This is a genomic window from Mesorhizobium montanum, assembly GCF_033977145.1.
GTDB classification, from domain to species: Bacteria; Pseudomonadota; Alphaproteobacteria; order Rhizobiales; family Rhizobiaceae; genus Mesorhizobium; species Mesorhizobium montanum.
In genome coordinates this window covers 219,676-245,379 of sequence record NZ_JAVIJF010000003.1, presented here as the reverse complement: position 1 = coordinate 245,379, position 25,704 = coordinate 219,676, and the positions used below count along the sequence as shown (strand labels likewise).

Annotated in this window: 26 protein-coding genes; 15 read left to right on the top strand and 11 right to left on the bottom strand. The window is 62.7% G+C overall.

Annotation, left to right across the window (positions count from 1 at the left end; translation table 11 throughout):
• Positions 1–88: 88 nt before the first annotated feature.
• The 12 genes from RFM68_RS05595 (at position 89) to RFM68_RS05540 (ending at position 13,325) form a co-directional block, all read left to right on the top strand.
• Entirely contained in the window at positions 89–538 is a 450-nt protein-coding gene (locus tag RFM68_RS05595; RefSeq protein WP_320231702.1) for an EamA family transporter, read from the top strand.
• Complete coding sequence (locus RFM68_RS05590; protein ID WP_320231701.1) at positions 535–1,542, top strand: NAD-dependent epimerase/dehydratase family protein; 1,008 nt, start codon at positions 535–537, stop codon at positions 1,540–1,542. The genes RFM68_RS05595 and RFM68_RS05590 overlap by 4 nt, the downstream gene beginning before the upstream one ends.
• 24 nt (positions 1,543–1,566) lie before the next feature.
• The gene (locus RFM68_RS05585; RefSeq protein WP_320231700.1) at positions 1,567–3,039 is read left to right on the top strand and encodes an aspartate aminotransferase family protein; all 1,473 of its coding nucleotides are present in this window, start codon (positions 1,567–1,569) and stop codon (positions 3,037–3,039) included.
• 2 nt (positions 3,040–3,041) lie between these two features.
• Positions 3,042–4,274, top strand: coding sequence for a hypothetical protein (locus RFM68_RS05580; RefSeq protein ID WP_320231699.1), 1,233 nt, complete (start codon positions 3,042–3,044; stop codon positions 4,272–4,274).
• Positions 4,271–5,026, top strand: a complete 756-nt coding sequence (locus tag RFM68_RS05575) for an FkbM family methyltransferase (protein ID WP_320231698.1) — start codon at positions 4,271–4,273, stop codon at positions 5,024–5,026. The genes RFM68_RS05580 and RFM68_RS05575 overlap by 4 nt, the downstream gene beginning before the upstream one ends.
• 154 nt (positions 5,027–5,180) lie before the next feature.
• Positions 5,181–7,742: a GcvT family protein gene (locus tag RFM68_RS05570; RefSeq protein WP_320231697.1), complete on the top strand. Its 2,562-nt coding sequence runs from the start codon at positions 5,181–5,183 to the stop codon at positions 7,740–7,742.
• 105 nt (positions 7,743–7,847) lie between these two features.
• The gene (locus tag RFM68_RS05565) at positions 7,848–8,606 is read left to right on the top strand and encodes a site-2 protease family protein (protein WP_320231696.1); all 759 of its coding nucleotides are present in this window, start codon (positions 7,848–7,850) and stop codon (positions 8,604–8,606) included.
• Positions 8,607–8,665: 59 nt separating this feature from the next.
• Positions 8,666–9,607, top strand: a complete 942-nt coding sequence (locus RFM68_RS05560; protein WP_320231695.1) for a phosphoribosylaminoimidazolesuccinocarboxamide synthase — start codon at positions 8,666–8,668, stop codon at positions 9,605–9,607.
• A gap of 78 nt (positions 9,608–9,685) precedes the next feature.
• Positions 9,686–10,534 carry a DUF1194 domain-containing protein gene (locus tag RFM68_RS05555; protein WP_320231694.1) on the top strand — a complete coding sequence of 283 codons (849 nt, stop codon included), beginning with the start codon at positions 9,686–9,688 and terminating at the stop codon, positions 10,532–10,534.
• Between the two features lie 108 nt (positions 10,535–10,642).
• Positions 10,643–11,593, top strand: a complete 951-nt coding sequence (locus tag RFM68_RS05550; protein ID WP_320231693.1) for an ABC transporter substrate-binding protein — start codon at positions 10,643–10,645, stop codon at positions 11,591–11,593.
• 167 nt (positions 11,594–11,760) lie between these two features.
• On the top strand, positions 11,761–12,537 hold the full coding sequence (locus RFM68_RS05545) for an ABC transporter permease (RefSeq protein ID WP_320231692.1): 777 nt from the start codon (positions 11,761–11,763) through the stop codon (positions 12,535–12,537).
• Positions 12,534–13,325, top strand: a complete 792-nt coding sequence (locus tag RFM68_RS05540) for an ABC transporter ATP-binding protein (RefSeq protein WP_320231691.1) — start codon at positions 12,534–12,536, stop codon at positions 13,323–13,325. Before RFM68_RS05545 ends, RFM68_RS05540 begins: the two co-directional genes overlap by 4 nt.
• A gap of 20 nt (positions 13,326–13,345) precedes the next feature.
• On the opposite strand, the gene RFM68_RS05535 is transcribed toward RFM68_RS05540, so the two are convergent.
• The 3 genes from RFM68_RS05535 to RFM68_RS05525 form a co-directional block, all read right to left on the bottom strand.
• Complete coding sequence (locus RFM68_RS05535) at positions 13,346–14,284, bottom strand: GlxA family transcriptional regulator (protein WP_430694820.1); 939 nt, start codon at positions 14,282–14,284, stop codon at positions 13,346–13,348.
• A 303-nt stretch (positions 14,285–14,587) separates the two neighbouring features.
• Complete coding sequence (locus RFM68_RS05530; protein WP_320231689.1) at positions 14,588–14,722, bottom strand: hypothetical protein; 135 nt, start codon at positions 14,720–14,722, stop codon at positions 14,588–14,590.
• 329 nt (positions 14,723–15,051) lie between these two features.
• Positions 15,052–15,237: a hypothetical protein gene (locus tag RFM68_RS05525; RefSeq protein WP_140646602.1), complete on the bottom strand. Its 186-nt coding sequence runs from the start codon at positions 15,235–15,237 to the stop codon at positions 15,052–15,054.
• A 219-nt stretch (positions 15,238–15,456) separates the two neighbouring features.
• Here RFM68_RS05525 and RFM68_RS05520 point away from each other — a divergent pair, with 219 nt between their 5' ends.
• Positions 15,457–16,356, top strand: coding sequence for a LysR substrate-binding domain-containing protein (locus RFM68_RS05520; RefSeq protein WP_320231688.1), 900 nt, complete (start codon positions 15,457–15,459; stop codon positions 16,354–16,356).
• 1 nt (position 16,357) lies between these two features.
• Here RFM68_RS05520 and RFM68_RS05515 read toward each other — a convergent pair whose 3' ends face one another.
• Both RFM68_RS05515 and RFM68_RS05510 read right to left on the bottom strand, forming a co-directional pair.
• On the bottom strand, positions 16,358–17,320 hold the full coding sequence (locus tag RFM68_RS05515) for an alpha/beta hydrolase (RefSeq protein ID WP_320231687.1): 963 nt from the start codon (positions 17,318–17,320) through the stop codon (positions 16,358–16,360).
• 232 nt (positions 17,321–17,552) lie between these two features.
• Complete coding sequence (locus tag RFM68_RS05510) at positions 17,553–17,738, bottom strand: hypothetical protein (protein ID WP_320231686.1); 186 nt, start codon at positions 17,736–17,738, stop codon at positions 17,553–17,555.
• 334 nt (positions 17,739–18,072) lie between these two features.
• On the opposite strand from RFM68_RS05510, the gene RFM68_RS05505 reads away from it, so the two are divergent.
• Positions 18,073–19,110 carry an acyltransferase family protein gene (locus tag RFM68_RS05505; RefSeq protein WP_320231685.1) on the top strand — a complete coding sequence of 346 codons (1,038 nt, stop codon included), beginning with the start codon at positions 18,073–18,075 and terminating at the stop codon, positions 19,108–19,110.
• A 119-nt stretch (positions 19,111–19,229) separates the two neighbouring features.
• On the opposite strand, the gene RFM68_RS05500 is transcribed toward RFM68_RS05505, so the two are convergent.
• On the bottom strand, positions 19,230–21,299 hold the full coding sequence (locus tag RFM68_RS05500) for an ASKHA domain-containing protein (protein ID WP_320231684.1): 2,070 nt from the start codon (positions 21,297–21,299) through the stop codon (positions 19,230–19,232).
• Positions 21,300–21,388: 89 nt separating this feature from the next.
• Between RFM68_RS05500 and RFM68_RS05495 the strand changes: the two genes are divergently transcribed.
• Entirely contained in the window at positions 21,389–21,631 is a 243-nt protein-coding gene (locus tag RFM68_RS05495; protein WP_320231683.1) for a hypothetical protein, read from the top strand.
• A 79-nt stretch (positions 21,632–21,710) separates the two neighbouring features.
• On the opposite strand, the gene RFM68_RS05490 is transcribed toward RFM68_RS05495, so the two are convergent.
• From RFM68_RS05490 to RFM68_RS05470, 5 genes are all read right to left on the bottom strand, one after another.
• Complete coding sequence (locus RFM68_RS05490; protein ID WP_320231682.1) at positions 21,711–22,685, bottom strand: methyltetrahydrofolate cobalamin methyltransferase; 975 nt, start codon at positions 22,683–22,685, stop codon at positions 21,711–21,713.
• 78 nt (positions 22,686–22,763) lie between these two features.
• Entirely contained in the window at positions 22,764–23,855 is a 1,092-nt protein-coding gene (locus RFM68_RS05485; protein WP_320231680.1) for a methylenetetrahydrofolate reductase, read from the bottom strand.
• Entirely contained in the window at positions 23,852–24,457 is a 606-nt protein-coding gene (locus tag RFM68_RS05480) for a methylenetetrahydrofolate reductase C-terminal domain-containing protein (RefSeq protein WP_320231679.1), read from the bottom strand. The genes RFM68_RS05485 and RFM68_RS05480 overlap by 4 nt, the downstream gene beginning before the upstream one ends.
• A complete protein-coding gene (locus RFM68_RS05475) occupies positions 24,450–24,752 on the bottom strand; it encodes a virulence factor (protein WP_320231678.1) in 303 nt (100 codons plus the stop codon). The genes RFM68_RS05480 and RFM68_RS05475 overlap by 8 nt, the downstream gene beginning before the upstream one ends.
• Positions 24,753–24,887: 135 nt before the next feature.
• A complete protein-coding gene (locus RFM68_RS05470) occupies positions 24,888–25,670 on the bottom strand; it encodes a formyl transferase (RefSeq protein ID WP_320231677.1) in 783 nt (260 codons plus the stop codon).
• Positions 25,671–25,704 lie beyond the last annotated feature (34 nt).

Genomic DNA, 25,704 nt, shown 5'->3' with positions numbered 1-25,704 from the left:
TAACTCTTGATTTACTCAAAACATTGTCGTGGCTTCACGAAATATTTTCAGGTTTGTAATAGGACCGCCCAAGGGCGGGGTGGCAACAATGAAATACATAGTCTTCATTCTCTTCACGGTCATGACCAATGCGGCGGCACAGTTGATGCTGAAGCAGGGCATGATGTCGATGGGGGCGATCTCCTTCGAAGGCGTCAATCCGCTCGTCAAGCTGCTGCAGATCGTGTTCAGCCCCTGGGTGTTCCTGGGCCTGTGCACCTTCGTCATCTCGATGGCATCGCATCTTTATGTGCTGTCCAAGGTCGAGCTCAGCTTCGCCTATCCGTTCCTCAGCCTCGCTTACGTCGCTGTAGCTATATTCGCCTATTTGGTCTTCCGCGAGGACCTCAATGGCTGGCGCATCGCCGGTATCGCCTGCATCTGCGTCGGCACGGTGCTGATTGCCCAGAGTGGCCGAGAAATGGGCGGGCGCGGGCATGAGGACCAGACCGTCTCCATCACCCCCGACAAGATCGGCACAAGCGAGATCGTCCGATGAGACATGTGATTTTCGGCGGCGACGGTTTCGTCGGCCGTCACCTTGCCCCCATGCTCGTGGCGGACGGCGAGAACGTCGTCGTCGCCGACATCGTCAAGAGCGACCTGCCGCACTATCGGTCGGTGCGCTTCATCACATGCGACGTCACCGATCCGGCCTCGGTCGCCGCGGTCGGCCTCAGGGCCGACGACATGGTCTACAACCTCTCGGCCAAGATGCTGTCGCCGATCCAGGTGCGCGCCAAGCGGCATGATTTCTTCTTCCCGGTGAATTTCCACGGCACCGAGAACATCGTCCAGGCGATGGACAAGGCCGGCGCCAGCAAGCTTGTCCACTACACCACCGACATGATCTACGGCCACACGGTGGTGTTGCCGATGACCGAGGATCACCCGGTCTCCCCGCTCGGCGAGTACGGGCTGTCGAAGCTGAAGACCGAGGAACTCGCCGCCGAATGGCGCAAGCGGGGCATGGCGATCTCGCTGTTCCGGCCGCGCCTGATCATCGGCCCCGGCCGTCTCGGCATTCTGGAAAAGCTGTTCAAGCTGATCGACTGGAACCTGCCGGTGCCGATGATCGGTTCGGGCAGGAATCCCTATCAGTTCATCTCGGTGTTCGACTGTGCGGAAGCCGGCCGCGCGGCCTGGAAAGCCGGCGTGCCGAACGAGGCATACAATCTCGGCTCGCTCAATCCGCCGCCGGTGAGGAGGCTGCTTGGCGACCTCATCCGTCATGCCGGCTCGAACTCGATCCTGCTGCCGACGCCCGGCTGGGCGGTCAAACGCACGCTCGACCTGCTCGACCTGATGAATATGCCGATCATGGATCCGGAGCAGTATCTGATCGCCGACGAGGAATGCGTTCTTGACGTGTCCAAGGCCGAGCGCCAGCTCGGCTGGGTGCCGCAATATCGCGACGAGGACATGCTGATCGCGGCCTACAGCGAATACCGCGCCAGGAAGGACGGCCACGCCGTCGCCACCAAACACGTGCCTGCCGAATAAAGGCGACGAAGGGGAGATTTCGAGATGACCGTCATGGCCAAGCCGGAACAAACAGGTGCGCGCACGCTGGTCGATGCGCCGGCGCTGTCGCCCGTTTCTATCGCCAAGCCCGACCTGATCAGCGTCGAGCAGGCAAAGGCGATGGACGTCGCCCGCATCACCGACCTGTTCAAGGCGCATCTCAACCCGGGCCAACTGCATTTCATGAAGCTGCTCGGCTTCCACAAGGTCAAGATCGAGCGTGCCGAGGGCATGTTCTACATCGACCAGAACGGCCGCGAGATCCTCGACTTCTTCGGCGGCTTCGGTTCGCTGGCCTTCGGCCATAATCATCCGCGCATCCTCGACGCCCGGAAGAAATTCCAGGAGGAAAAGCGCCAGGAGATCGCCATTGCCTTCATGTCGCAATATGCGGCGGCATTGGCGCACAACATCGCCAAATGCTCGCCCGGTGACCTCGACATGGTGTTCCTCGGCTCCTCCGGCTCCGAAGCTATGGAAGCGGCGGTGAAGCTCGCCGAGCGCGCCGCGGGTCCGAAGCGGCCGAAGGTCGTCTATGCCGAGAATTCCTTCCACGGCAAGACCAAGGGCGTGCTGGCGATCACCGACGGCCAGCTCTACCGCGCCGACTTCAAGGTGGCCGACAATGTCGTGCGCGTTCCCTTCGGCGATATCGACGCGATCGAGCGCCTGTTCAAGGGCGACCCCGAGGTCGGCGTGATCGTGCTGGAAACCATCCAGGGCGGCGGCGGCATCATTCAGGCCCCGGCGGAATACTGGCAGAAGCTGCGCGCGCTCTGCGACCGGTATGGCGTGCTGTGGGTCGCCGACGAGGTGCAGTGCGGCTATGGCCGCTCGGGCCGTTTTTATGCCTTCGAACACTATGGCGTGGTGCCGGATGTGACGGCGCTGGCGAAATCGCTGGGCGCCGGCAAGGCGGCGGTCGGCGCCATGATCGCCAGGCGCGACGTCTACATGAAGGCCTATGGCACGCCGAAGACGGCGATGATCCATGCCATGGCGACGTTCGGCGGCATGGGCGAGGCCTGCGTCACCGCGATCGAGGGGCTGAACGTCCTCTATGACGAGGGGCTGATCGACAATGCCGCTTCGACCGGCGAGTACCTTCTGCAGCGTCTACAGGCACTCAAGGAAAAGTATCCGAAGATTATCAAGGATGTGCGCGGCAAGGGTTTTATGATCGGGCTCGAGTTCCACGATTTCTCGCAGACTTTGCCGATGGTGCTGCGTCCGGTGGTGAGCGTGCTCGACGACAAGCTGAAGGGCTCGCTGTCGGGCTTCGTCGGGTCGCTGCTGCTGCGTGATTACGACGTGCTCGTCGCGTTCACAGAATACAATCGCAACGTCATCCGGCTCGAACCGCCGCTGATCTGCCAGCGCGAGCATGTCGACCGCTTCGTCGATGCCTTCGACAGCCTTCTGTCGCGCGGCATCGTGGCGATTGTGAAGGATTTCGTGAAAAGCCAGGTCCGCTGAGGATGTTGACCAGGCCGTCCGCCCCGACCAATCCGCTGGAACGGTTGACCGGCGCCGGCCTGGCGTGGGGCGAGGGGGCTTATGCGCGGTGGGCTGCATCGATCGGGGCGATAGCCTTCTCGCTCTATATCCTGCTTACCGCGGCGACCGCCTGGTTCATGCCCGACGCCAATTGGGACATGCTGCCGTATCTGGCGATCGCCGAGGAAGGCGCCTATCCCGATCCGCAGGCACTGCATGACTATGCTTACAGCACGGTCAGAGAAGGCGTATCGGCCAGCGACTACAAGACACTGACCGACGATGGCGGCGGCTTCCGCAGCCACATGAGCGAGAACGCCGCCGACTTTCATTCACTGCTCGGCATGTACCGGATCAAGTTCCTCTATGCCGAGGTTCTCTCCAGCCTGAGCCATGTCGTGTCGCCTGTCGAGGCGATGCGGCTGGTGCAGGTATTTTCCGTGCTTCTGTTCGGCGCCATCACGCTTGCCTGGCTGCGCGCGGAAAGCGCGCTGGCGCTGACGCCGGTCGTCGGCGCGATCCTGATCATGGCCGATTTCGGAGATGCGGCACGCGCCTCGACGCCGGACCTTCTGTGCTCGGCACTGTTCCTCGGCGGGCTGTTTGCCTATGTGCGCAAGCGCGAGGCGGCGACGGCAGCCCTGCTCTTCCTCGCCTTCATGGCTCGGCCGGACAATATTGTTTTCCTGGCCATTTTCGCCGTGCTGTTGGTCGCCTTCCGGCAGAAGGCATGGGGCGCGCTGGCGGGCTTTGCCGCGTCCTTCATTGCCTATTTCGCCATTTCGCACTGGGCGCAGCATCCGGGCTGGTGGCCGCATTTGTGGTTTTCGAGCATCGAGCAGCATTACAATATGGACGGGTTCGAGCCGCCGTTTTCGGTGGCGGCCTATCTGAAGGCCTTTGCCGCTTCGGTGGCGCGCGCCGTCACCGCCAACAGCTGGGTCGGCGTCTCGGTTCTGGCACTGGCAGCATGGCACGGCTTGAACAGTGCCGGCTTCCGGCTCGATCGTCGCGCCGGCATCCTGCTTGCGGCGCTCGTGCTTGGCGTGATGGCAAAGTTCACAGTCTTTCCGATCCATGACACGCGCATCTATTTCCCCAATCTTTTGCCGCCTTTCCTGCTGTTGACCGCGCCGCTGGCGGCGTTGTGGGCAGCGGCGAGCCAGGGCGGGCGCCGCATCGCGCCGCAGGTCATTCCCGGAGACAAGTCATGAGCTCGCTGTCCAGCTTCGCGCGCATCCTCCTGTCGCTTGGCTTGCCTGCGGGCCTGCTCGATCGCGGGCCGGCGTTGCACGGCACGAAATTCCTCGCCAAGGCGGCGCTGAGAGCGCGCTTCGGCAATAGCCGGCCGTTCCAGATGGTCAATGTCGGCGCCTGCGATGGCGCGCTGTTCGACGATGTAACGCCCTGGCTGCACCGCATTCCGGGCGCGCGCGCAATGCTGGTCGAGCCGATCCCCTATAACCAGAGGCGGCTGCGGGCCAACTATCCCGACAGCGAGCGCTTCGTCATTGAGCCGGTCGCGGTGACCCGAACCAAAGGCACGATCACTGTCCATACGTTCGACGCTGCTGCCCTCGAAGCCGGCACGCTGCCGATCGAGTTCATCGGCTGCTCGTCGGTCACCGACACCAATCTGATGTCGGGCAGGAACGCATGGGGCGAGGCGGATGCCAATTTCAACAGGTTCGCGCCGCATCTGAAGGACATCGAGGTGCCCTCGGAGACCTTGCAGACGCTGCTCGACCGCAACGGCATCAGCCATATCGACGCCTTCCTGGTGGACTGCGAGGGCGCCGACTGGATGGTGTTCGACCAGCTCGACCTGCAACGTTATCGCCCCGGCATGATCAAGATCGAGGTCGGCGCGCTGCCGGCCGCCGAGATCGGCCAAGTCGTGGTCAAGCTGAAGACTGTCGGCTACCAGGTCGGCTTCCAGGCCGAGGACATCTGGGCTTTCATCTGACGAAACTGCACCCAGCGGTGAGCTTACGCGCCGGGTCGCGGCGCATCCGCAGCGTGTCGCAAACAGGCGGTAGCTCAATCCTCGTCCTCTGCATATTGTGCGCCATTCGAAGGGGCGCAAACGCGCCCGGCTGATCACTCCGGAGTCGCGGTCCATGGCAGAGTTTCCGAAAAAGGCGAAGGTCGTCATCGTCGGTCTGGGCGGTATCGTCGGCGCATCCGTCGCCCATCATCTGATCGAGCGCGGCTGGGACGACATCGTCGGCATCGACAAGTCGGGCATCCCGACCGATATCGGCTCGACGGCGCACGCTTCGGACTTCTGCTACACGACCAGCCATGACTTTCTCTCGTGCTGGACGACGCTCTACTCCATCGATTTCTACGAAAAGATGGGCCACTACGCCCGTGTCGGCGGCCTGGAAGTGGCGCGCGTCGGCGACGACGCCCGCATGGACGAGATCAAGCGCAAGATCGCCTCGGCCAAATCCTTCGGCACCCGCGCGCGGCTGGTCGAGCCCGCCGAGATCAAGCAGAAATTCCCGTTGATCGAGGAACATCTGGTGCAGGGTGGCCTGTGGGACCCTGATGCCGGCCTCGTCATCCCGCGCTCGCAGACGGTGGCCGGCAAGTTGGTCGACCAGGGTGTCGCCGCCGGCAAGCTCCAGGCTTTTGCCAATACCTCGGCCAAGTCGCTTGTGGTCGAGAACGGCCGCATCAAGGGCGTGGTGACCGAGCGCGGCACGATCGAGGCCGATTATGTGGTGGTCTGCACCGGCATCTGGGGCCGGCTGACCGCGGCGCTGGTCGGCGAAGACCTGCCGGTCATGCCGATCGACCATCCGCTCACCTTCTTCGGCCCCTACAACGAGTTTGCCGGCACCGGCAAGGAGATCGGCTGGCCGCTGCTGCGCGACCAGGGCAACTCCGCCTATATGCGCGACACCGGCGACCCGAAGACCGCCGAGGGCGGGCAGATCGAATGGGGCTATTACGAAGAGAACAATCCGCGCCTCTGCCACCCGCGCGATCTCCTCGAAAAGGACCAGGCGCGGCTCTCGCCATCGCAGCGCGACCTCGACATGGAGCAGATCATGGCGCCGCTGGAGCGCGCCATGGAGCTGACGCCGATCCTGGGCGAGCTCGGCTACAATGAAGGCCATTCCTTCAACGGCCTGCTGCAGGTGACCGCCGATGGCGGCCCGTCCATGGGTGAGAGCCAGAAGGTGAGGGGCCTGTGGTACGCCGTCGCCATCTGGGTCAAGGACGGCCCCGGCATGGGCAAGCTGATCGCCGACTGGATGACCGACGGCCGCACCTCGATCGACCATCACGCCATCGACTATTCGCGCTTCTACCCGCACCAGACGCAGGAACAGTTCATCTGGGATCGCTGCACCGAGACGGCGATGAAGGTCTACAATCCGGCGGTGCATCCGCGCGAGCCGTTCTCCAAGGGCCGCAACATCCGCCGCTCACCGTTCTGGGAGCGCGAGAAGGAACTGGGCGGCTATTTCATGGAACTGGGCGGCTGGGAGCGCGCCCATGGCTATGCCGCCAACGAGCATCTGCTCGAAAAATACGGCAACCGCGTGCCGGTGCGCGAGAATGAATGGGACAACCGCCATTTCTGGCGCGTCTCCAATGCCGAGCACCTGACGATGAGCGAGGATTGCGGCATCGTCAATCTCTCGCATTTCTCGATGTATGACGTCGAGGGACCCGACCACGTCGCGCTGCTGGAATGGCTTTGCGCGGCCAAGATCGGCGGCGACAACAACATCGGCAAAGGCATCTACACCCACTTCCTCGACGAGGAAGGCATGGTGCGCGCCGACTTCACTGTCATCCGCATGGCCGATCGCTGTCGCGTGATCGATGGCGCCGACGCCGGCCCGCGCGACTTCCGCTACATGCAGCGCACCGCGCAGGACAAGGGTTTTGATGCCACCGTCACCGACGTGACCGAGAAATACGTGACCATCGGCATCTGGGGTCCCAACGCCCGCACGACCCTGCAGAAGGTGGTCGAGAATCCGGACGGCCTTTCAGTCGAGAATTTCCCGTTCGCGGCAATCAAGCCGGTCAAGATCGGCGGCAAGGATGTCACCGCCTTCCGCATCTCCTATGTCGGCGAGCAGGGCTGGGAACTGCATATGCGTTACGAGGACGGCCTTGCCGTCTGGGACGCGCTGCGCTCGACCGGCGTCATGCCGTTCGGCGTCGAGACCTATGCCAACACGCGCCGTATGGAAAAGAGCTTGCGGCTGCAGAACGCCGATCTCTTGACCGAGTACAATCTGCTCGAGGCCGACCTTGCCCGCCCGAAGGTCAAGGAGAACGACTTCTGCGGCAAGGCAAAGCACCTGGAATATCGCGCCCGCGAGCACCAGCCGGCGATGCTGTGCACGCTGGTGATGACCGACAACAAGGATGCCAAGGGCGTCGCGCGCTATCCGGTCGGCATCATGCCGGTGCAGGATCCCGCGACCGGCGAGACGCTGGTCGATGAGCTCGGCCGCCGTTCGTTCACCACGTCGGTCGCTTACGGCCCGACGATCGGCAAGAACATCGCGCTCGCCTATCTGCCCTGGACCTATGCCCAGGAGGGCCGCAAGCTCAATGTGGAGTATTTTGGCGAGACCTATCCGGTCGAGGTCGCGGGCGTCGGCTACAAGCCGCTCTACGACCCTGAGAACCTCAAGCCGCGCAGTTGAGGGCGCGGACGCGGAAGCACGAACAAAAGCCCGGCTTCGGTCGGGCTTTTTTCTTTTGCGCGGCAAGATTCTCGCATAGCTTTGCGCCCGGGCGGAGTGGGCATCGTGCAACGGTTCGGCTGGGACAGGAAGAACGACGCGTTCGTGTTCAGGATGAAGGGGAACATTCCCGTTCATGTCAGCTGGACTTTTGCTGTTCCCGCAATCCTGCCGTTCCTGCATGAATGGTCGAGGCATCCCAGGGGCGCTCTGACGCGTACGGTCATATTTGCCGTGCTTTTGTTCCTGTCGGTGTTTCTGCATGAACTGGCCCATGTGCGGGCAGCGCGGCGGCGAGGCATCGGCACCGAAAGGATAGACCTCTACCTCTTCGGCGGAATTGCCTGGTTCAAGCCCGGTATGGCTTCGCCCTATGGTTGGGCATGGATCGCGTTCGCGGGACCTTTGGCGAACATCGTCCTGGCGGCGGGCTTTACCGCTTCCTACTATCTTGTTGCCCGGCCCTTATTGCCTGTCGAGCCCGATGGTTTCTTCAATTTGCCGCCTCCGAGGCCGGACACGCTGCTGGAGTGGACGCTTTGGCTTGGCGCGTTGCTGAATACGGTTTTGGCCATTCTCAACCTCCTTCCGGCCTATCCGCTCGATGGCGGGACGATCGCCAGGCATCTGCTTGCGCCGCGCTTTGGCGCCGACACTGCCGCGCGGATCGTCGGCTTCTGCGGCGTCGTGCTTTCGATCCTGCGCTTCGCGGTTATTCTGGCTGCCGCAATAGCCGGAACCATGTTGTGGATTCCCCCGTCCTTCAGGCCGAACTGGCGGGCGTTTCGCGCTACCGGCAATAAGAGGCCCGTTCATCCGGCTTGATGTGCGCTAGGCCAACGGCTTATGTGGCCCATCAGCAGCCCGCGAAAGCAACACGCCCTATGCGCATCCTGTCCGACGCCTTCATTCCCGAACTGCCCAATCGCTACAACGGCAAGGTGCGCGAGAACTACGATCTGCCGGACGGACGGCGCATCATCATCGCCACCGATCGTTTGAGCGCGTTCGACACCATCCTGGCCTCGATCCCGTTCAAGGGGGAGGTCCTGACCCAGACGGCACGCTACTGGTTCGAGGAAACCGCCGATATCTGTCCCAACCATGTGCTGGAATATCCCGACCCCAATGTCGTCGTCGGCACGCGGCTCGACATGCTGCCGGTCGAGATCGTGGTGCGTGATTATCTGGCTGGAACCACCAGCACCTCGATACTGACCAAATACAGGAAAGGCGAACGGAATTTTTACGGACACAGTTTTCCGGACGGGCTGCGCGACAATGAAAAGCTGCCTTCGGCGATCATCACCCCGACCAGCAAGGCTGCCAGCGGCGGCCATGACGAGCCGCTGTCGGAAGCCGAGATCATCGAACAGGGGCTTCTCACTCAGGCGCAGTGGGAGACCGTATCGCGTTATGCGCTGCAACTGTTCGCCCGCGGCCAACAGCGCGCCGCCGAACGCGGCTTGATCCTGGCCGATACCAAATATGAATTCGGTACCGCGCCGGACGGGAGCATAGTCCTTGCGGACGAAATCCACACGCCCGACAGCAGCCGCTACTGGATCGCGGCCAGTTACGACAAGGCGTTCGCAAGCGGCGAGCGGCCGCAGAGTTTCGACAAGGATTTTGTCAGGTCGTGGGTGTCGGCGCGGTGCGATCCCTACAAGGACCCGATCCCGACGATCCCGGACGAGATCGTCAATCAGGCCTCGGCAGTTTATATCCAGGCCTACGAAACGATCACCGGCGCAAAGTTCGTGCCCGACCTTTCCGGCGATACCGTGCTGGAACGCATCCGCTCGAATCTGGCGCGGTATTTCTGACGTCCTGCCCCGGCGGAAATCCGATGCCCGGGAATTCCCGGCTTTTGCACGCGGCGATTTTCGCTTAACCTTTCCGCTATGTCTGCTTATGCCCGCGCAAGGCATACCGTCCCGGGCAGCGCCGCGCTGGTGCTGGCGCTTTGGCTGACACCGGCAGCTTCTCCAGCAGAACCGGTGGATGTCGAACTGGTGCTGGCGGTCGATGTTTCGCTCTCCATGTCGCCGGCCGAGCTCGAGATCCAGCGCCACGGCTACGCGGCGGCACTGACGCACGACAATGTGCTCAAGGCGATCGCCGACGGCGCTTACGGCAAGATCGCCGTCACCTATGTCGAATGGGCCGGCACGACCTGGCAGCGGGTGATCGTGCCGTGGACGGTGATCGCCAACCGCGCCGACGCTGAAGGATTCGTCGCGCAGCTCAACGCCAGCCCGCCGGACAGTGCCCGGCGCACCTCGATCTCCGGGGCGCTGACCTTCGGCAGCGACCTGTTCGCCGAGAGCGGTTTTCAGGGCACGAAGCGCGTCATCGACGTTTCGGGCGACGGACCCAACAACCAGGGCGCGCCCGTTGACCTCACGCGCGACGAGGTGGTCAAGCAAGGCATCACCATCAACGGGCTGCCACTGATGACGCGCGGCGGTTTCAGCAGCGCCTTCGATGTCGCCAATCTCGATCGCTACTACAGCGACTGCGTCATCGGCGGACCGGGCGCCTTCATGATCCCGGTCAACGACTGGACGCAGTTTCCAGAAGCGATCCGCCGCAAGCTAGTGCTCGAGCTTGCAGGTCCCGCTTCGCCGCGATGGACGGCGGAAGAGGCCGAGTATCCGCCGGTCGTGCTTGCCGACGACAAGCCGGCCACCGATTGCCTGGCCGGCGAGAAGATGTGGCGCAACCGCGGCTGGGCGCTGGAAAGCCGTTGAAGCGCGAAGCCGGATTGGACCATCGTCCAGTGCGGCCTCTGCTTCATTGACAAGCCTTTTGGCGTCTGTGAGACAATTCGCGCTCACCAAACAAAAAGGGGAACCACAATGAAAAGAACCACCATTTTCGCGGCGGCGCTGACGGCGGCCGCCGTGCTCGGCGCGCCGGCAATGGCCGCCACGTCGCTCACCATCGGCATCAGTGGCTGGACCGGTTTTGCGCCGCTGACCTTAGCCAAGCAGGCCGGGCTTTTCGAAAAGCACGGGCTCGACGTCACGCTGAAGAAGGTGCCGCAGGCGAGCCGCCCGCTGGCCATCGCCAGCGGCGACCTGCAATGCGCGGCGACCACGGTCGAGACCTGGATGGTGTGGAACGCCAGCGGCGTCACCACCAAGCAGATTTTCCAGCTCGACAAATCCTATGGCGCCGACGGCATCGTCGTGCGCAACGACATCAAAACCGTCGCCGATCTCAAGGGCAAGAATGTCGCTTCGTCGGCGCCCGGCACGTCGCCCTATTTCCTGCTTGCCTGGGTGCTGAACAAGAACGGCATGTCGACCAAGGACGTGACGGTCGTCAATCTCGAGCCGGATGCGGCGGCGCAGGCCTTCCTGGCGGGTCAGAACGATGCCGCCGTCACCTATGAGCCGTTCATTTCGGCCGTCCGCGACAAGACCGACCAGGGCCATATCCTGGCGACCACGCTCGACTACCCGATGGTGCTGGACACCGTCGGCTGCACGCCGGATTTCCTCAAGGCCAATCCCGATGCCGCCAAGGCGCTCGCCGACAGCTATTTCGATGCGCTCGACATGATCAAGAAAGATCCGCAGAAATCCTACGAGATCATGGGCGCCGACGTGAAGCAGTCGGCCAAGGAGTTCGAGGACTCGGCCAAATACCTGAAATGGGCCGACAAGGCGGAGAACAAGCAGTTCTTCACCAAGGATTTTCAGGATTTTTCCAAGACCGCGGCCGACCTTCTGCTGCAGATGGGGCTGATCAAGGAAGTGCCGGATGTGACGACGCTCGCCGACACCAGCGCGGTGGCCAACTGATCGCGCACCACCCGATTGGCGGTGTCAGGCCGCCGATCTTTCTCCTTGAAGCGCGTCGCGATCTTTCAGATATGTTCCCTGCGCTTTGAATTTTTTGATTTTTACGCATGCCTTTGTCCCGAAGCCGGTTCTCGCTTTCGGGAGACATGCCTTAAGGACAGGGCCTGATGCTGCGTCCCTTGCATCCCGTTGCGCCGGGCACGCGAACCGTGCTCGGCATCGCCTTCTTCGTGCTGTTCGTGGCGTTCTGGGCGTGGATCACGCTCGGCGGCCATGTGAACCGGATCTTTCTCGCCGATCCGCTGTCGATGCTGAAGGATGGCTGGCGATTGCTCACCGAGGATCGTTTCTGGCTCGATATCCTGATTACGATCTGGCGCGTGTTCGGCGGCTTCGTGCTGGCTTCGATCGTGGCCGTGCCGATCGGCATCGCCATGGGCGCCTGGAAGCCGGTCGAAGCCTTCCTCGAACCGTTCGTGTCCTTTGCGCGCTACCTGCCGGCATCGGCCTTCATCCCGCTGCTCATCCTGTGGGCCGGCATCGGTGAATTCGAAAAGCTCCTGGTAATCTTCGTCGGTTCGGTCTTCCAGGTCATTCTGATCATTGCGGTCAAGGTCGGCGGCACGAGGCGAGACCTGGTCGAAGCCGCCTATACGCTGGGGGCGACCGACAACGGCATCGTCAGCCGCGTGATCATGCCGGCCAATGCGCCGGAGATCGCCGAAACGCTGCGGCTGGTGCTGGGCTGGGCCTGGACCTATGTGATCGTCGCCGAGCTGATCGGGTCGTCGTCGGGCATCGGCTACATGATCATCAACAGCCAGTCGCGGCTGGCGACCGGGCAGATCATCTTCGGCATCATCGTCATCGGGCTGATCGGGCTTTTGTCCGATTTCGCCTTCAAGGCGCTCAACCGCTGGCTCTATCCATGGAGCCTGGCGTGAGCAAGCTTCTGATCGAAGGCGTTTCGCGGACCTTTGCAGGGGTGCGGGGCGGGCAGCCGGTACGGGCGCTGCAGCCGGTCGACCTCGCCGTCGCGGCCAATGACTTCATCACCATCCTCGGGCCGTCCGGCTGCGGCAAGTCGACATTGCTAAGGATCGTCGCCGGACTGGAGGCGCCGAGCACGGGCCATGTGCTGCTCGACGGCAAGGCGGTCACAAGGCCGGGACCGGACCGCGGCATGGTGTTCCAGTCCTATACTCTGTTTCCCTGGCTGACGGTTGCCGAAAACATTGGCTTCGGCCTGCGTGAACGCAGCATGCCGGTGCGCGAGCGCGACGAGATCGTCGCTTCCTACGTCGATCTGGTCGGGCTCAAAGGTTTCGAGAATCATTGGCCGAAGCAGCTTTCGGGCGGCATGCAGCAGCGCACGGCGATCGCTCGTGCTCTGGCCAACGATCCCGCGATCCTTTTGCTCGACGAGCCGTTCGGCGCGCTGGACAATCAGACGCGCGGGCTGATGCAGGAATTGCTGCTCGGCATCTGGGAGCGGCGCAAGAAGACGGTGCTGTTCGTCACCCACGACATCGAGGAAGCGATCTTCATGGCGTCGCGGGTGATCGTGATGAGCGCGCGGCCCGGCCGCATCAAATCGGAGGTGCCGGTCGACCTGCCGCATCCGCGCCACTATACGCTGAAGACCAGCCCGGAATTCTCGGCGCTGAAGGCGCAGCTCACCGAAGACATCCGCATCGAGGCGATGCGGACCGCACAGACGCAGTCTGCTTAGACGACTGCGTCTCTGCCTGCTTAAGCCGCCAAGAGTTGCTTTCGGTCGACGCGCTCCTGCTGCGGTGAACGGGCGTAGAGCTCGCGGTAGCATTTGGAGAAATGCGAGGCGGAGACGAAGCCGCAGGCCACGGCCACCTCGACCACCGGCATCGACGACTGGATGAGCAGGTGCCTGGCGCGGTCGAGCCTGATCTCAAGGTAATAGCGGGCAGGGGAGCGGCCCATCTCGGTGCGGAACAGGCGTTCGATCTGCCGGCGGGAAAGATCGACGTGGTCGGCGATCTCGATCAGCGACAGCGGCTCGGAAAGGTTCGCCTCCATCAGCTCGATGATGGTGAGCACCTTGGAGTTCTGCACGCCGAGGCGGGCGCGCAGCGGCAGGCGCTGGCGGTCGGTCGGGCTGCGCACGCGGTCGGTCAGCACCTGCTCGCAGACGCGGTTGACGAGGCTCTCATCGAAATCGTCGCCGATCAGCTTCAGCATCATGTCGAGCGCGGCGGTGCCGCCGGCGCAGGTGTAGACGTTCTGATCGACCTCGAAGAGGTCGGCAAAGACATTGGCTTTCGGGAAGGCCTCGGAGAAGCCCGGCAGGTTCTCCCAATGGATGGCGCAGCGCTTGTTGGACAAGAGGCCGGCGGCGGCCAGGATATGTGCTCCGGTGCACAGGCCGCCGACCGCGACGCCGCGATTATACTCCTCGCGCAGCCAGGCGAAGGTCGACTTGTTGTGGTAGCGCTCGACATTGATGCCGCTGCAGACGATTGCCATGTTCGGCCTGTCCGGGCCGCCCATCTTTTTGCGTTCTTCCTCGAGCGATGTGTTGACCGCGCATTCGACGCCATTCGAGGCGCGCACCGGCTTGCCGTCGATGCTGGCCAGGCGCCAGCGATAGGCCTCGTAGCCGAGCATCCGGTTTGCCGAACGCAACGGGTCGAGCGCCGTCGCAAAGGCGATCATGGTGAAATCGGGAATGAGGAAGAACACAAACGATCTTTTGATCGGATGCTTTACGGCATTCACGGGAAACCTCACGCAGCCATGACGCGAACAGGATGTCGCGAACAGCATAGCGACAACAGGAAAAACCATTTCTGTCAATCGGGTAGGTGGCCAAGTGAAGATTAAATTTGCGACACGGGTCGCAAATGGGCAACTCGCACAACCACAACGCGTCGCTACGGGACGACAAGTGCCAGCGCCCAAACGAAAACGCCGCCTCGGCGGAGCCGGGCGGCGTCGAAATTCAGTGTGCTGATTGTCTCAGGCGACAAAGCCGAGGCGGGCAGCGGCGATGGCGCCGGTCTGGCCGGGCATGGTCTTCGCAAGACGCTGACGCTCGAGAGCGGTCGTCAGGTTCATTTCGCGACGGGCGAACAGGCGGGCAAAGAGCTTCATCATCATCTCCATTTGGTTGCTCAGACGGGTCGCCTTCGCTTAAGGAGTGGGGCAGCTCGTTTGCTGGCGCTGATATAGGCTCGCTTCAGCAAAAACTAAATCACAAAAGCGAAGCGCTTGATATGAAAAGCGACATGATTTGCGACATTCTTGGGCAATTTGCTCAAAAATTCCGATTGGTTACAATGCCTTAACTGACTTATTAACCCGCTATGCGGGTAGTTCATATGCGTCATGCAGCGGCTGCATGGCTGGAAAAGTCATTTGAGTGCAAACAAAAGGCCCGCCGAGCTGACGCGGCAGGCCCTCAGAACTCCTTATACACTTGATTACTTTGCTCCGGCCCAGCTTCCCACGCCGAAGCGCAAGCCGGTCTTGGCGTCGGCGGCTTCCGGCCAGCCGATATCCTTCTGCAGTTCGATCGGCAGCGCATGGATGGCGCGTTCGGTCTGGTAGCGGGCACGGGCCGCGCTGAATTCGGTCGCAAGCCGACCGATGGATGACAGGATAGACATTTCTTTCTCCTCTACGCGGGCAGGGAGGCGCCCGGCGATGTGTTAAGTCAGGTCTGTTTCAGCTTCATTTCATATCGATTGCAGGACTGTGTCAGGGTCGTTTGGTGGCTGCTTTGGGCGGCATCCCGCATCGATCGAGTTGACTATGCGCCTGGAGTGATGTTCAATCAAACGAAATGGAATGATCGATCGCATCAGAAAAATTGAAGGCTGACTCCCATGAACGCCCCGCTCAATCATCCCTTGCCGCTGCTTGACCTCGATGTGCTGCGCACCTTCGTGGCGATTGCCGAGACCGGCAGCTTCACCACCGCCGCCAATGCGGTGTTCCGGACGCCGTCGGCTGTCTCCATGCAGATCAAGAAGCTGGAGGACATCCTCGGCCGTTCCGTTTTCGCACGCGACGCCCGATCGGTGACGCTGACCACGGATGGCGAGATGCTGCTCGGCTATGCCCGCCGGCTGTTGTCGATCAACCGCGAGGTGGTGTCTAAGTTCATCATTCCCGACATTGTCGGCGTGGTGCGCCTGGGTTCGCCGGACGACTATGGCGAGCGCGTGTTGCCGCATGTGCTGAAGCGTTTTGCCCAGTCGCATCCGTCGATCGCCGTCGACGTGACCATCGACCAGAGCATCAATCTGCGCCGCCGCATGGACGACCGCGCGCTCGACATCACGCTGCTGACCAATTCCTACAAGACCAGCGCGATCGGCGCCGAGGTGCTTTTGACCGAGCCGATCGTATGGGCCGGCGCCAAGGGCGGCTGCGCGCATCTGCGCGAGCCGCTGCCGGTGTCGCTGTGGGAGGAAGGCTGTGCCTGGCGGGCAGGAGCACTGGAAGCGCTGGGACGCGAGGGCCGCAACTACCGTATCGCCTATATGAGTGCCCATACGGCCGGCCAGCGCGCCGCGATCATGGCCGACCTTGCGGTGGCGCCGCTGCCGAAATCATTCCTCGGCGACGATATGGTTTCGCTGGGCGCCAAGGACGGCATGCCGGATATCGGCACCTACAATCTCGCAATGGTAGTGGCGCCCGACGCCAGCGCGCCTGTGAAGGCCGTCGCCGACCACATCCGGGCGACGTTCGAACTGTTCCGGGAAAGCGGCAAGTTCTGAGCTATTCGGCGGCGGGTGCGGGGCGGGCTGCGAAAGCAGCTTTTGTCCCGCGTTGAGCGCGAACTCGGGCTGGCGTCGGAACGCTCAGGAAATCGACGATAGAGTCGCGAGCGCGCCGCGCTTCGGGCATCTCGATCAGCGGCCAGACGTGGAACATGCCTTCCTCGTAGACCACGTCCACCTCGACGCCGGCGGCCCGCGCCCTTTCGGCGAAGATGAGGTTATCTGGTGTCAGCATGTCGCGTGAACCGGTCAGCAGCAGCGTCTTCGGCAGCACGGAGAGGTCGCCATAAAGCGGGCTGATGTGCCAGTCGTTGCGGTCGAAGCCGGCGCTGTAGAGCCGCACCGCTTCCAGTCCACCCGGAATACCCAGCCACGGATCTTGCCGCTCGGCCTCGAAGACTTCGGGATTTGCAAGCGAAACGTCGAGACCGGGCGAGATCAGCACATGACGCGATGGCGAGGGCAGGCCCTCCTCGGCCGCCATCATGGTCAGCACGACGGCCATGTTGCCGCCGGCGGAATCGCCCATGAAGGCGATGTCCTCAGCGCCGGTCTCCTCGAGCATGCGCCGGTAGACGTTGCCGACCATGCCGAACATGTCATGGAAATCGTGCTCCGGCGCGATCGGATAGACCGGCACGGTGACGCCGAAGCCGAGACGCTCGGCCATCTCGGCGATCAGCCCCCAATGATAGGACGTGATCTGAAAGACAAAGGCGCCGCCATGCATGTAAAGGATGCGCCGGCGTTCGCCCGCTTTCGGGGCGATCTGGTAGACGGGAAAGCCGTCGATTTCGGTCTCGGCGATGTCCAGCCGCGCCTTGAGCAAGGCGGGCGGATGATGGTCCTCGGTTTTGCGGGCGTAAGCGATCCAGCGCTGCAGGTTTTCGGGACTGGAAAAGGCCTTCTTGCGGCTGTGCCGGAGAACGAACGAAACGAGATGGCTTTTCAAACTGGGCATGCGGATACACGGATCTCGGCAAAGCCGACTAAGAGAATTCCCCTGCTATGCGAAGATTGTACCTCAGTTAAAAATGTCAAGGATTCACGCTGGCACATCAGCGTGATCCGATGGTGGCAACGTCAACGCCGCTTCGGCAGGAGCGTTGCGCGCAATTTGTTGTCGCCGGTCGCCGAGGCCGCGTTCCGGCCGCGGCGCTTGCCGAGCAGCTTGCATCTGTCGGCGAAGGTCATCAGCGCGGCGTGCCCAGAAGCAGCTTATGAAGGGCTGCCTGCGGATCGCTCGGCGGCGAAGCCGGCCAGCCGATATCCTTCTGGACATGCGCCGGCAGGCTGTTCAGCGCGCGGATCGCTTTGCTGCGTGAATGGGCCTGCCTGATGGTGACACCGAAGCGGCCGAGATTTCCGAACATCGACATTTTTCATCTCCGTTGAAGTGCAGCGGCGGCCGAGGACTATTGCGTGCATGTCGTTCTCCCAAAACCGCGGAGCACTTTTGGGTGACATGCATGGTATCCGGCCGCCGTTCGATGTCCGTTAAATCGCTCACGCATGTATCGGATCGATTTCACGAAAACAGCGTTTCGGTTTCCGGATCGCCCGAATCCGGAAACATTTGCATACAAACGAATTAAGCCGGCCGGTATGTCGATTTCCATCCGATAACTGCCATCGGCCGTTGACAGCGGCGAGCGGCTGCATTGTTATTGTGCAATGCGATGGGGGATTGTATGCGCTGCAACATAGCGCGATTTGGACCGGAGCATCGTGACGAGCATCCACAGTATTCAGTATCTGCGGGGCCTGGCCGCGTGCGCGGTGGTTTGCTTCCATGTCAGCGAGCAGTTCGGCGGACCGTTCGACGTCGGAGCAGCCGGCGTGGACATCTTTTTTGTGATCAGCGGCTTCATCATGTGGGTGACGACGGCCGGCAGGCCGGCCGATCCCTGGCGTTTCATGGGACGCCGCATCACCCGCATCGTGCCTCTGTACTGGATCGTCACGTTCCTGACCGCGGCGGGCATCCTGATCAAGCCGCAGTTCTTCTACGGCCATTTCTTCAGTGTCGCCAATTTCGTGGGCTCGCTGTTCTTCCTGCCGGTTCTGCAGGAGAACGCGCTGCATCCCATCGTCATACAAGGTTGGACGCTTTGCTATGAAATGATGTTCTACCTCGTTTTCACGCTGGTCCTGTTCCTCGGGGAGCGCCGGCGGTTCGGCGTTCTTACCGGCGCCCTCGTGGCCATCGTCGCGCTGCATTTCGTTTTCCCCACAGGATACGCACGTGCCTTCACCGATCCTGTCGTGCTCGAGTTCGCGGCCGGCGTCATTGTGGCGCGCTTGTGGCTCCAGGGCGCAAGACTTCCGCTCGGAATGGCGCTGGCGATGATTGGCGTAGGATTTCTTTTCCTTGCGGCCAGTCCGTTGTTCGATGCCGACGTGCCTCGCGCCTTGCGCTGGGGGCTTCCGGCCGCACTGATTGTGGCGGGCGCGGTTTTTGCGGAGCGAGCCCGGCCGTTCAAGCCCGCTGCTTTGCCCAGCTTTCTCGGCGATGCGTCCTATTCGATCTATCTATGGCATGTCGTGGCAGGCGTCCTGACGACCGGTATCGTCTTGAGGATCGGAATCCCGGCGGCGTTGCAGCCGGCAACGATCCTGGTCGTCACGCTTGTGTTCTCGGCGATGCTCTATCTGGTTGTCGAAAAGCCGTTGATCGGGCTGCTGCACCCGCAACGCAACAAGGGTGTCGTGAAAGCAAAACGCGCCACGGCCGCCGGGGCCGCGGAATGAGGCCGGTCAAAGCCTCGCTGTAGAGCAATTCCAGGAAAAGTGTGAGCGGTTTTCCGTCCGGAATTGCGTAAAAACAAAGAGATAGGGCGTTTCGCCGTTTCCGTGAAACAGTGAAAGCACTAGTCGCGACCGCGCCGTGCCGCGCGCTCTTCTCGCGAGCGCCGACGCGGGGTGGCGTCGCCGGCGGTGCCGTCCTCGCTCATCGCCTTGCGCGGCGGCAGCTTCACCGCGGCCGACAGCTTGGGGAAGGGATCGACCTTGTTCGGTAGCGCCATGGCGTAGACGAAGTGCTCCTGGAACTTCGGCTCGAGCGCCGTCTCGATCTTCTCGATTCGGCTTACCGTCTCCTCGATCTCGCGACGGTAGCCGCGATTGAGCAGCGCCATACGGGCGCCGGCACCGGCGGCGTTGCCGACGGCCGAGACCTTGTCGAGGTCGCAGTCGGGGATAAGGCCGAGCACCATGGCGTATTTCGGATCGATGAAGGAGCCGAAGGCGCCGGCGAAATGGATACGGTCGACATGGTCGGTGTGCTGCTTTTCCATCAACAGCTTGGTGCCGGCATAGAGCGCTGCCTTGGCAAGCTGGATGGCGCGCACGTCGTTCTGGGTGATGGTGATCTTCGGCTCGCCCTCCTTCAGCACGTAGGAGAAGGTGCGGCCGTTGGCGACGACGCGTGGCGAACGCGCGGCAAGTGATCCGTCGACGACACCATCTTCCGAGATGATGCCGGCGAGATACATTTCGGCGACGATCTCGATAATGCCGGAGCCGCAAATGCCGGTGACACCTGTCGCCTGCACGCTGTCGATGAAGCCGGTTTCGTCGGACCATATTTCCGAGCCGATGACACGGTATTTCGGCTCGAGCGTATCGGGATCGATGCGCACGCGCTCGATGGCGCCGGGGGCGGCACGCTGACCGCCGGAGATTTCGGCGCCCTCGAAGGCGGGGCCGGTAGGCGAGGAGGCCGCGACGACGCGCGTCGAGTTGCCGAGCACGATCTCGGCATTGGTGCCGACGTCGACGATCAGCATCATCTCGTCCTGGCGGTGCGGGCCTTCCGACAGCGTCACGGCGGCGGCATCGGCGCCGACATGGCCGGCAATGCAGGGCAGCATGTAGAGCCGCGCGCCCTGGTTGAGCTTCAGGCCGATATCTGAGGCCTTGATGCGCACCGCACCCGAGACGGCAAGCGCGAAGGGCGCGCCGCCAAGCTCGGTCGGATCGATGCCGAGGAACAGGTGATGCATGATCGGATTGCCAACGAAGACGGAATCCAGGATGTCGTTGCGCTGGACATTGCCTTCCGCGCAGACCTTGTCGACGAGGCCGGACACGGCTTCGCGCACGGCAACCGTCATGCCTTCGCGGCCGTCCGGGTTCATCATCACATAAGAGACGCGGCTCATCAGATCCTCGCCGAAGCGGATCTGCGGATTGGACGTGCCGGAGGACGCGGCGACGCGGCCGGACAGCAGCGACACCAGATGCATGGCAATGGTGGTCGAACCGATGTCGCAGGCAAGGCCGTATGCTTCGTTCTTCAGGCCGGGCCACAGCGCGATGACGCGCGCGATGTCACTGTCGGCATCCTTGTGGATGGCGGCGGTGGCTGCCCAGTTGCCCTTGCGCAGGATGCCCTGCACCTGCGGCATAAGGTAGAAGTCGAATTCGAGATTCTTGAAGCCCCAGTCCTTCATCAGGGCGATCTTGAGCCGGTCGACGTCGCCGAGCGGCTTGTGCATGTCGGGCTCTTCGATCTCGACATAGCACATGCGGATCGCCGTATCGCGGGCAATCACCCTGGTGTCGGCATCCTTGCGGATGGTCTGGGCGTTGATGACCGTATCCTGCGGCACGTCGACGACTAGGTCGCCGAGGATCTGCGCCGAGCAGGAGAGGCGGCGCCGCTCGGGCAGGCCGCGCACGCGCTCGTAGCGCTCTTCCTTGGCGCCCTTGGGCGAGATGTGGCCGTTGGATGAGACGATCTTGTGCTTGGCGAAATTGCCTTCCTGCACTTCGATCTGGCAGCGACCGCAAGTGGCGCGGCCGCCGCAAACGCTTTCGACATAGACGCCAAGCTGGCGGGCGGCATCGAGCACGGGCGTTCCAACCGGGAACCGGCCGCGCTTGCCTGACGGCATGAACAGCACGAGCGGATCGGTGATGTTGTGCGGAGGGTTCATGCTGGCACGCGTCTCGATGGCAATTGCCGATGCCGTTTAACGGATCGTTTTACTATTGGGTGGAGTGTCCGTTGGTCCAGGGGCCAAACATGTCGGATCTGCTGCTCTCCGCCGTCTTCACCGCGTTCACCATGGTGCGCGTGATCAAGGGCTCGTGGCTGCGCAATCCGCAATATCTGGCCACCGGGATTCTCGGCGCAATCGTCGGAGCGTTGCTGCTGCATGCATACTGGCCCGCCTATGACGATGATTTCATCATCGGCGGCGTCACCGGCATCTTTGGATCGTGGGCAGGAATGGCGTTGTTCGACGCCATATTGGGCATGGCCTGAGCACAAAGCAGACCTGTCCGACCGCATCGGCGATGCGACCGGTTCGGCGCTGTTTGCGATGCGGCTCACGATTGCACGCTTATCCCCTGGCCATGCGGGCTTCACGGCCGCCGCGCCGACGGCCACCATTGCCGCCGCCTTCGCCCGGCGCGTTGACCGCCGTTGGCGCCGCAACCGCCTGACCGCCTTCGGCCGGCTTGTAGTCCTTGTAGGTGCGGATCCAGTTGGTGCAGTTCTCGTCGGTGCCGTTGAGCACGTTGGCGCCGCGCACGGCTTCCATTTCCTGCGGACGGACCGGGTTCATGATCGCGGAGGTCATGCCGGCGCCGATCACCATCGGGATGAAGGCGGCGTTGATGCCATGGCGGTGCGGCAGGCCGAAGGAGATGTTTGAGAGGCCGCAGGTGGTGTTGACCTTGAGCTCCTCGCGCAGGCGGCGCAGCAGCGCGAACACCTGGCGCCCGGCATCGCCCAGCGCGCCGATCGGCATGACCAGCGGGTCGACGACGACGTCATGCGCGGGAATGCCGAAATCGGCGCAACGCTCGACGATCTTCTTGGCGACGGCGAAGCGGACATCCGGGTCCATCGAAATGCCGGTCTCGTCGTTGGAGATGGCGACGACCGGAACGTTGTATTTCTTGATCAGCGGCAGGATGGCCTCGAGCTTTTCTTCCTCGCCGGTGACGGAGTTGACCAGCGGGCGGCCCTTGGCGACCCTCAGTCCGGCCTCGATCGCGGCGGTGACGGAAGAGTCGATCGACAGCGGCAGATCGACCAGTCCCTGCACGATCTCCAGCGTCTGAACCAACAGACCCGGCTCCGTCTCATTCGGGTTGACCGAGGTGACGCCGGCATTGACGTCGAGCATGGTAGCGCCGCAGGCTGCCTGCTCCAATGCGTCCTTGATGACGGTCTCGAAATTGCCGGCGATCATCTCGGCGGCGAGCTTCTTGCGACCGGTCGGGTTGATGCGTTCGCCGATCACGCAGAAGGGCTGATCGAAGCCGATGACGATTTCTCGGGTCGCCGAGGCGACGATGGTGCGGGTCATGCAATCTCTCCGTAGGGATATAAAGAGTTCTTTATATCGTTATCTGATTTTGTTCAAGCGAATGCGTGCCAGCCGCCGTCAATGCGCGGTCTTCACCATGTCCACCTGGGTTTCGGTCAGGTCGTCGTGCAGTATGTGATCCAGGCGGTTGGCGACGAGCTGGTCGTCGCGGCGGATCTCCCGTTTCCACGGCTGGCGACCTTTCAGCACGCCGGATTCATCGACGATCTCGGCGACGTATTCCTCCTGGCGATAGGCCATCACATGGACGCCGGCGACGCCCGGGATTTCCTTGACCTCGTTGATGATGTCGATGCAGAGCCGCTTGCCTTCCTTCTTCTGGTCCTGCGCGCCTTCCAGCCGCTTGATCACCGCATCGGGGATATGGATGCCCGGCACGTTGGAGCGGATCCATTTCGCCGTCTTGGCCGAGGCCAGCGGGCCGACGCCAACCAGGATGAAGACTTTCTCCGTATGCCCCAAGTCCCGCGCGCTCTGCATGAAGGTCTTGAACATCGGCACGTCGAAACAATACTGCGTCTGCACGAACTGCGCGCCGGCGGCGATCTTCTTGCCGAGATGGATCGGGCGGAAATCGAAAGGCGGCGCGAACGGATTGACGGCGGCACCCAGGAAGAGCTGCGGCGGCGTCGTCAGCTTGCGGCCGGACAGGAACTTGCCGTTGTCGCGCATGATGCGGCAGGTCTCGAGCAATGACATGGAATCGAGATCGAACACCGGCTTGGCGCCGGGCTGGTCGCCGGCCTGCACGCCGTCGCCGGTGAGGCACAGCATGTTGGCGACGCCCATCGCGGCGCCACCCAGCACGTCGCCCTGGATGGCGATGCGGTTCTTGTCGCGGCATGCGATTTGCATGATCGGCGCATAACCCATCCGGGTGAGCAGCGCGCAGATGCCGACCGACGACATGTGGCAGTTGGCGCCCGAGGCATCGACCGCGTTGATGGCGTCGACCCAGCCGTCGAAGATCCTGGCGCGGTTGTAGACGTCTTCCGGATCGGCGCTGTCAGGCGGGTTGAGCTCGGTCGTCACCGCGAATTCGCCGCGGCGCAGCACGCGCTCCAGCCGGCCGCGCGACGTGTGGCCGGGCAGGGGATCGAGCGGCAGGTGGATGCCGGCCGGGTTCTCGTCGCGCTGGCGGGCGTTCATGCCGAAGCTCCGGGGTTCTGCTTCGTTTCACGCGCGGCGGCGGCCTGCGCGGTCACCCTAAGCCAGGCCGAGGTTTCGCGCAGCGACTGATCGACCGGCTTCTGCACGGTAAGGATCTTGTCGCCATTGACCATGTTGCGTGAGCCCTCCCAGGCCTTGACCCAGACGCAAGGCATGTCCGGCTCGACCTCGCAATTGCCGTTGGCGCGCACGCCGCCGCAAGGGCCGTTGCGCAACTGCTTGGGGCAGTTCATCGGGCACGACATGCCGGTCGACGAAAGGACGCACTGGCCGCACATGCGGCAGTCGAACATGAAGCCCTTGACCCGCTTCTCGACGAATTTCACCGGAGCTTCGACGCGGCCGTAGCCGATGCCCTTCCACAAAGGATGCAAGAGCAGGAAAACGTCGGCGAACCTGCCGTAGAACCATTCCAGCAGTCGCGAGTGGCGGATAGACCATAATCTCACAGCAAAGGTGCGCTGGACGCGACGCTGCGGCGACACGTCGGCGGGCTTGTAGTCGGATTTCGGCGCTGCCTTCTTGACCAAAGTGGCCTGGGTAACCGCCGGCCCTTCCTTGACTGGGATCGTCTCAGACATTTTCTTTCCCGCCAGCCTTGACCAGAGCGACCAGCCGCTCGCGGTCATATTTCGTGTCGAGTTCCTGATAGGCCTTCTCGACCTCCGCCTCGATGTCGTCGCCGACCGGAACCGGGTCGGCCTTGCGCCACTCGGCCAGATAGTCGTCGGTGCCGCCGGCGCCGGTGCGCATGGCGCACATGTCGATCGCCTCGGTGAAGCGCAGCGGCAATTCGCGCTTGGCGTTCTGCCGGCCCTTCCTGACGATGACCTGGGCGGGGATGTCGCGCCAGTAGACGACGATCAGATCGGCCATGAATTCTCAACTCCTCGAAGTTGTCGAGCATTGCCGCATGCGCTGTTGGGCCGCTTGTTATGGGACGACGCGCGCGCCTTCAAAAGCGACGCTGTCGATGACGCAAAGCGAATGCTGAATTCCGTTGCCGGCTGATTACCAGACGCGCATGGTCAGGCCGGTCCAGAGATAGACCCAGATCGGCGGATGATACCACTGTTTCGACGGCAGGCCCGGATCGATCGTGGTGAGCTTTCCGGCCAGAGCGTCGCTCACCGCTTCGACGCAGATATCGCGCGAAAACGCCGCCTGGCGCAGCGCGTAGCTGGCAATGGTGTCGCCCGTTTTGGGCTTGCCGCGCGCCTGCTTGAGCACGCCACCGGTGTCGACGCCGGCGTCAACCAGATGCACGGTGGTGCCGAAGTTTTGCACGTCGCCGGACACCAAGGCCCAATAACCGCCATTCATGCCGCGATATTTTGGGGCGATGCCGGCATGATAGTTGAGAACGGGGCAAGGCATCTTCGCCAGCGTATCCTTTGATAGCAGCCTGCAGCCGGCCAGGAGGACAACGCCCGGATTGATCTTCGTGACGGCCTCAAGACATTCCGGCCCGTTGGCGGATGGCACATGGATGATCGTCTGGCCTTGCCGCGGCTCGGTGTCGAGCTTCTCCTCGGCAATCAGTCGCGCGGCGTGGCCGGCAAGGAAGCGCTTGCCGAGCCTGGTCAGCACCATGGTGCCAAGCTGGCCGATGGCCGAGACCCAGCCCTGGCGCCGCGCGCGGCCGATGAGCAAGCGCTTTTTGGATTCAGGGATTTCGAGGACGACGCTAACGGGGTCGACGCGATCGGCGACCGCGTTGACGATGGCCCAGATATGCGAGCCGCCCTCGGTGACGACGACGATTGGTCGCGTACTGGATTTCGACGCCGCCATGGCAGGCACCCGCTCTGAAAAACGGGTCGATGCT

Excerpts from the sequence above, each read along its gene's own strand:
- RFM68_RS05595 (WP_320231702.1), top strand. The coding sequence starts at position 89 with ATGAAATACATAGTCTTCATTCTCTTCACGGTCATGACCAATGCGGCG.
- RFM68_RS05590 (WP_320231701.1), top strand. The coding sequence starts at position 535 with ATGAGACATGTGATTTTCGGCGGCGACGGTTTCGTCGGCCGTCACCTT.
- RFM68_RS05585 (WP_320231700.1), top strand. The coding sequence starts at position 1,567 with ATGACCGTCATGGCCAAGCCGGAACAAACAGGTGCGCGCACGCTGGTC.
- RFM68_RS05580 (WP_320231699.1), top strand. The coding sequence starts at position 3,042 with ATGTTGACCAGGCCGTCCGCCCCGACCAATCCGCTGGAACGGTTGACC.
- RFM68_RS05575 (WP_320231698.1), top strand. The coding sequence starts at position 4,271 with ATGAGCTCGCTGTCCAGCTTCGCGCGCATCCTCCTGTCGCTTGGCTTG.
- RFM68_RS05570 (WP_320231697.1), top strand. The coding sequence starts at position 5,181 with ATGGCAGAGTTTCCGAAAAAGGCGAAGGTCGTCATCGTCGGTCTGGGC.
- RFM68_RS05560 (WP_320231695.1), top strand. The coding sequence starts at position 8,666 with ATGCGCATCCTGTCCGACGCCTTCATTCCCGAACTGCCCAATCGCTAC.
- RFM68_RS05555 (WP_320231694.1), top strand. The coding sequence starts at position 9,686 with ATGTCTGCTTATGCCCGCGCAAGGCATACCGTCCCGGGCAGCGCCGCG.
- RFM68_RS05550 (WP_320231693.1), top strand. The coding sequence starts at position 10,643 with ATGAAAAGAACCACCATTTTCGCGGCGGCGCTGACGGCGGCCGCCGTG.
- RFM68_RS05545 (WP_320231692.1), top strand. The coding sequence starts at position 11,761 with ATGCTGCGTCCCTTGCATCCCGTTGCGCCGGGCACGCGAACCGTGCTC.
- RFM68_RS05535 (WP_430694820.1), bottom strand. The coding sequence starts at position 14,284 with ATGATCGCCTTTGCGACGGCGCTCGACCCGTTGCGTTCGGCAAACCGG.
- RFM68_RS05530 (WP_320231689.1), bottom strand. The coding sequence starts at position 14,722 with ATGAAGCTCTTTGCCCGCCTGTTCGCCCGTCGCGAAATGAACCTGACG.
- RFM68_RS05525 (WP_140646602.1), bottom strand. The coding sequence starts at position 15,237 with ATGTCTATCCTGTCATCCATCGGTCGGCTTGCGACCGAATTCAGCGCG.
- RFM68_RS05520 (WP_320231688.1), top strand. The coding sequence starts at position 15,457 with ATGAACGCCCCGCTCAATCATCCCTTGCCGCTGCTTGACCTCGATGTG.
- RFM68_RS05515 (WP_320231687.1), bottom strand. The coding sequence starts at position 17,320 with ATGCCCAGTTTGAAAAGCCATCTCGTTTCGTTCGTTCTCCGGCACAGC.
- RFM68_RS05510 (WP_320231686.1), bottom strand. The coding sequence starts at position 17,738 with ATGTCGATGTTCGGAAATCTCGGCCGCTTCGGTGTCACCATCAGGCAG.
- RFM68_RS05500 (WP_320231684.1), bottom strand. The coding sequence starts at position 21,299 with ATGAACCCTCCGCACAACATCACCGATCCGCTCGTGCTGTTCATGCCG.
- RFM68_RS05495 (WP_320231683.1), top strand. The coding sequence starts at position 21,389 with ATGTCGGATCTGCTGCTCTCCGCCGTCTTCACCGCGTTCACCATGGTG.
- RFM68_RS05490 (WP_320231682.1), bottom strand. The coding sequence starts at position 22,685 with ATGACCCGCACCATCGTCGCCTCGGCGACCCGAGAAATCGTCATCGGC.
- RFM68_RS05485 (WP_320231680.1), bottom strand. The coding sequence starts at position 23,855 with ATGAACGCCCGCCAGCGCGACGAGAACCCGGCCGGCATCCACCTGCCG.
- RFM68_RS05480 (WP_320231679.1), bottom strand. The coding sequence starts at position 24,457 with ATGTCTGAGACGATCCCAGTCAAGGAAGGGCCGGCGGTTACCCAGGCC.
- RFM68_RS05475 (WP_320231678.1), bottom strand. The coding sequence starts at position 24,752 with ATGGCCGATCTGATCGTCGTCTACTGGCGCGACATCCCCGCCCAGGTC.
- RFM68_RS05470 (WP_320231677.1), bottom strand. The coding sequence starts at position 25,670 with ATGGCGGCGTCGAAATCCAGTACGCGACCAATCGTCGTCGTCACCGAG.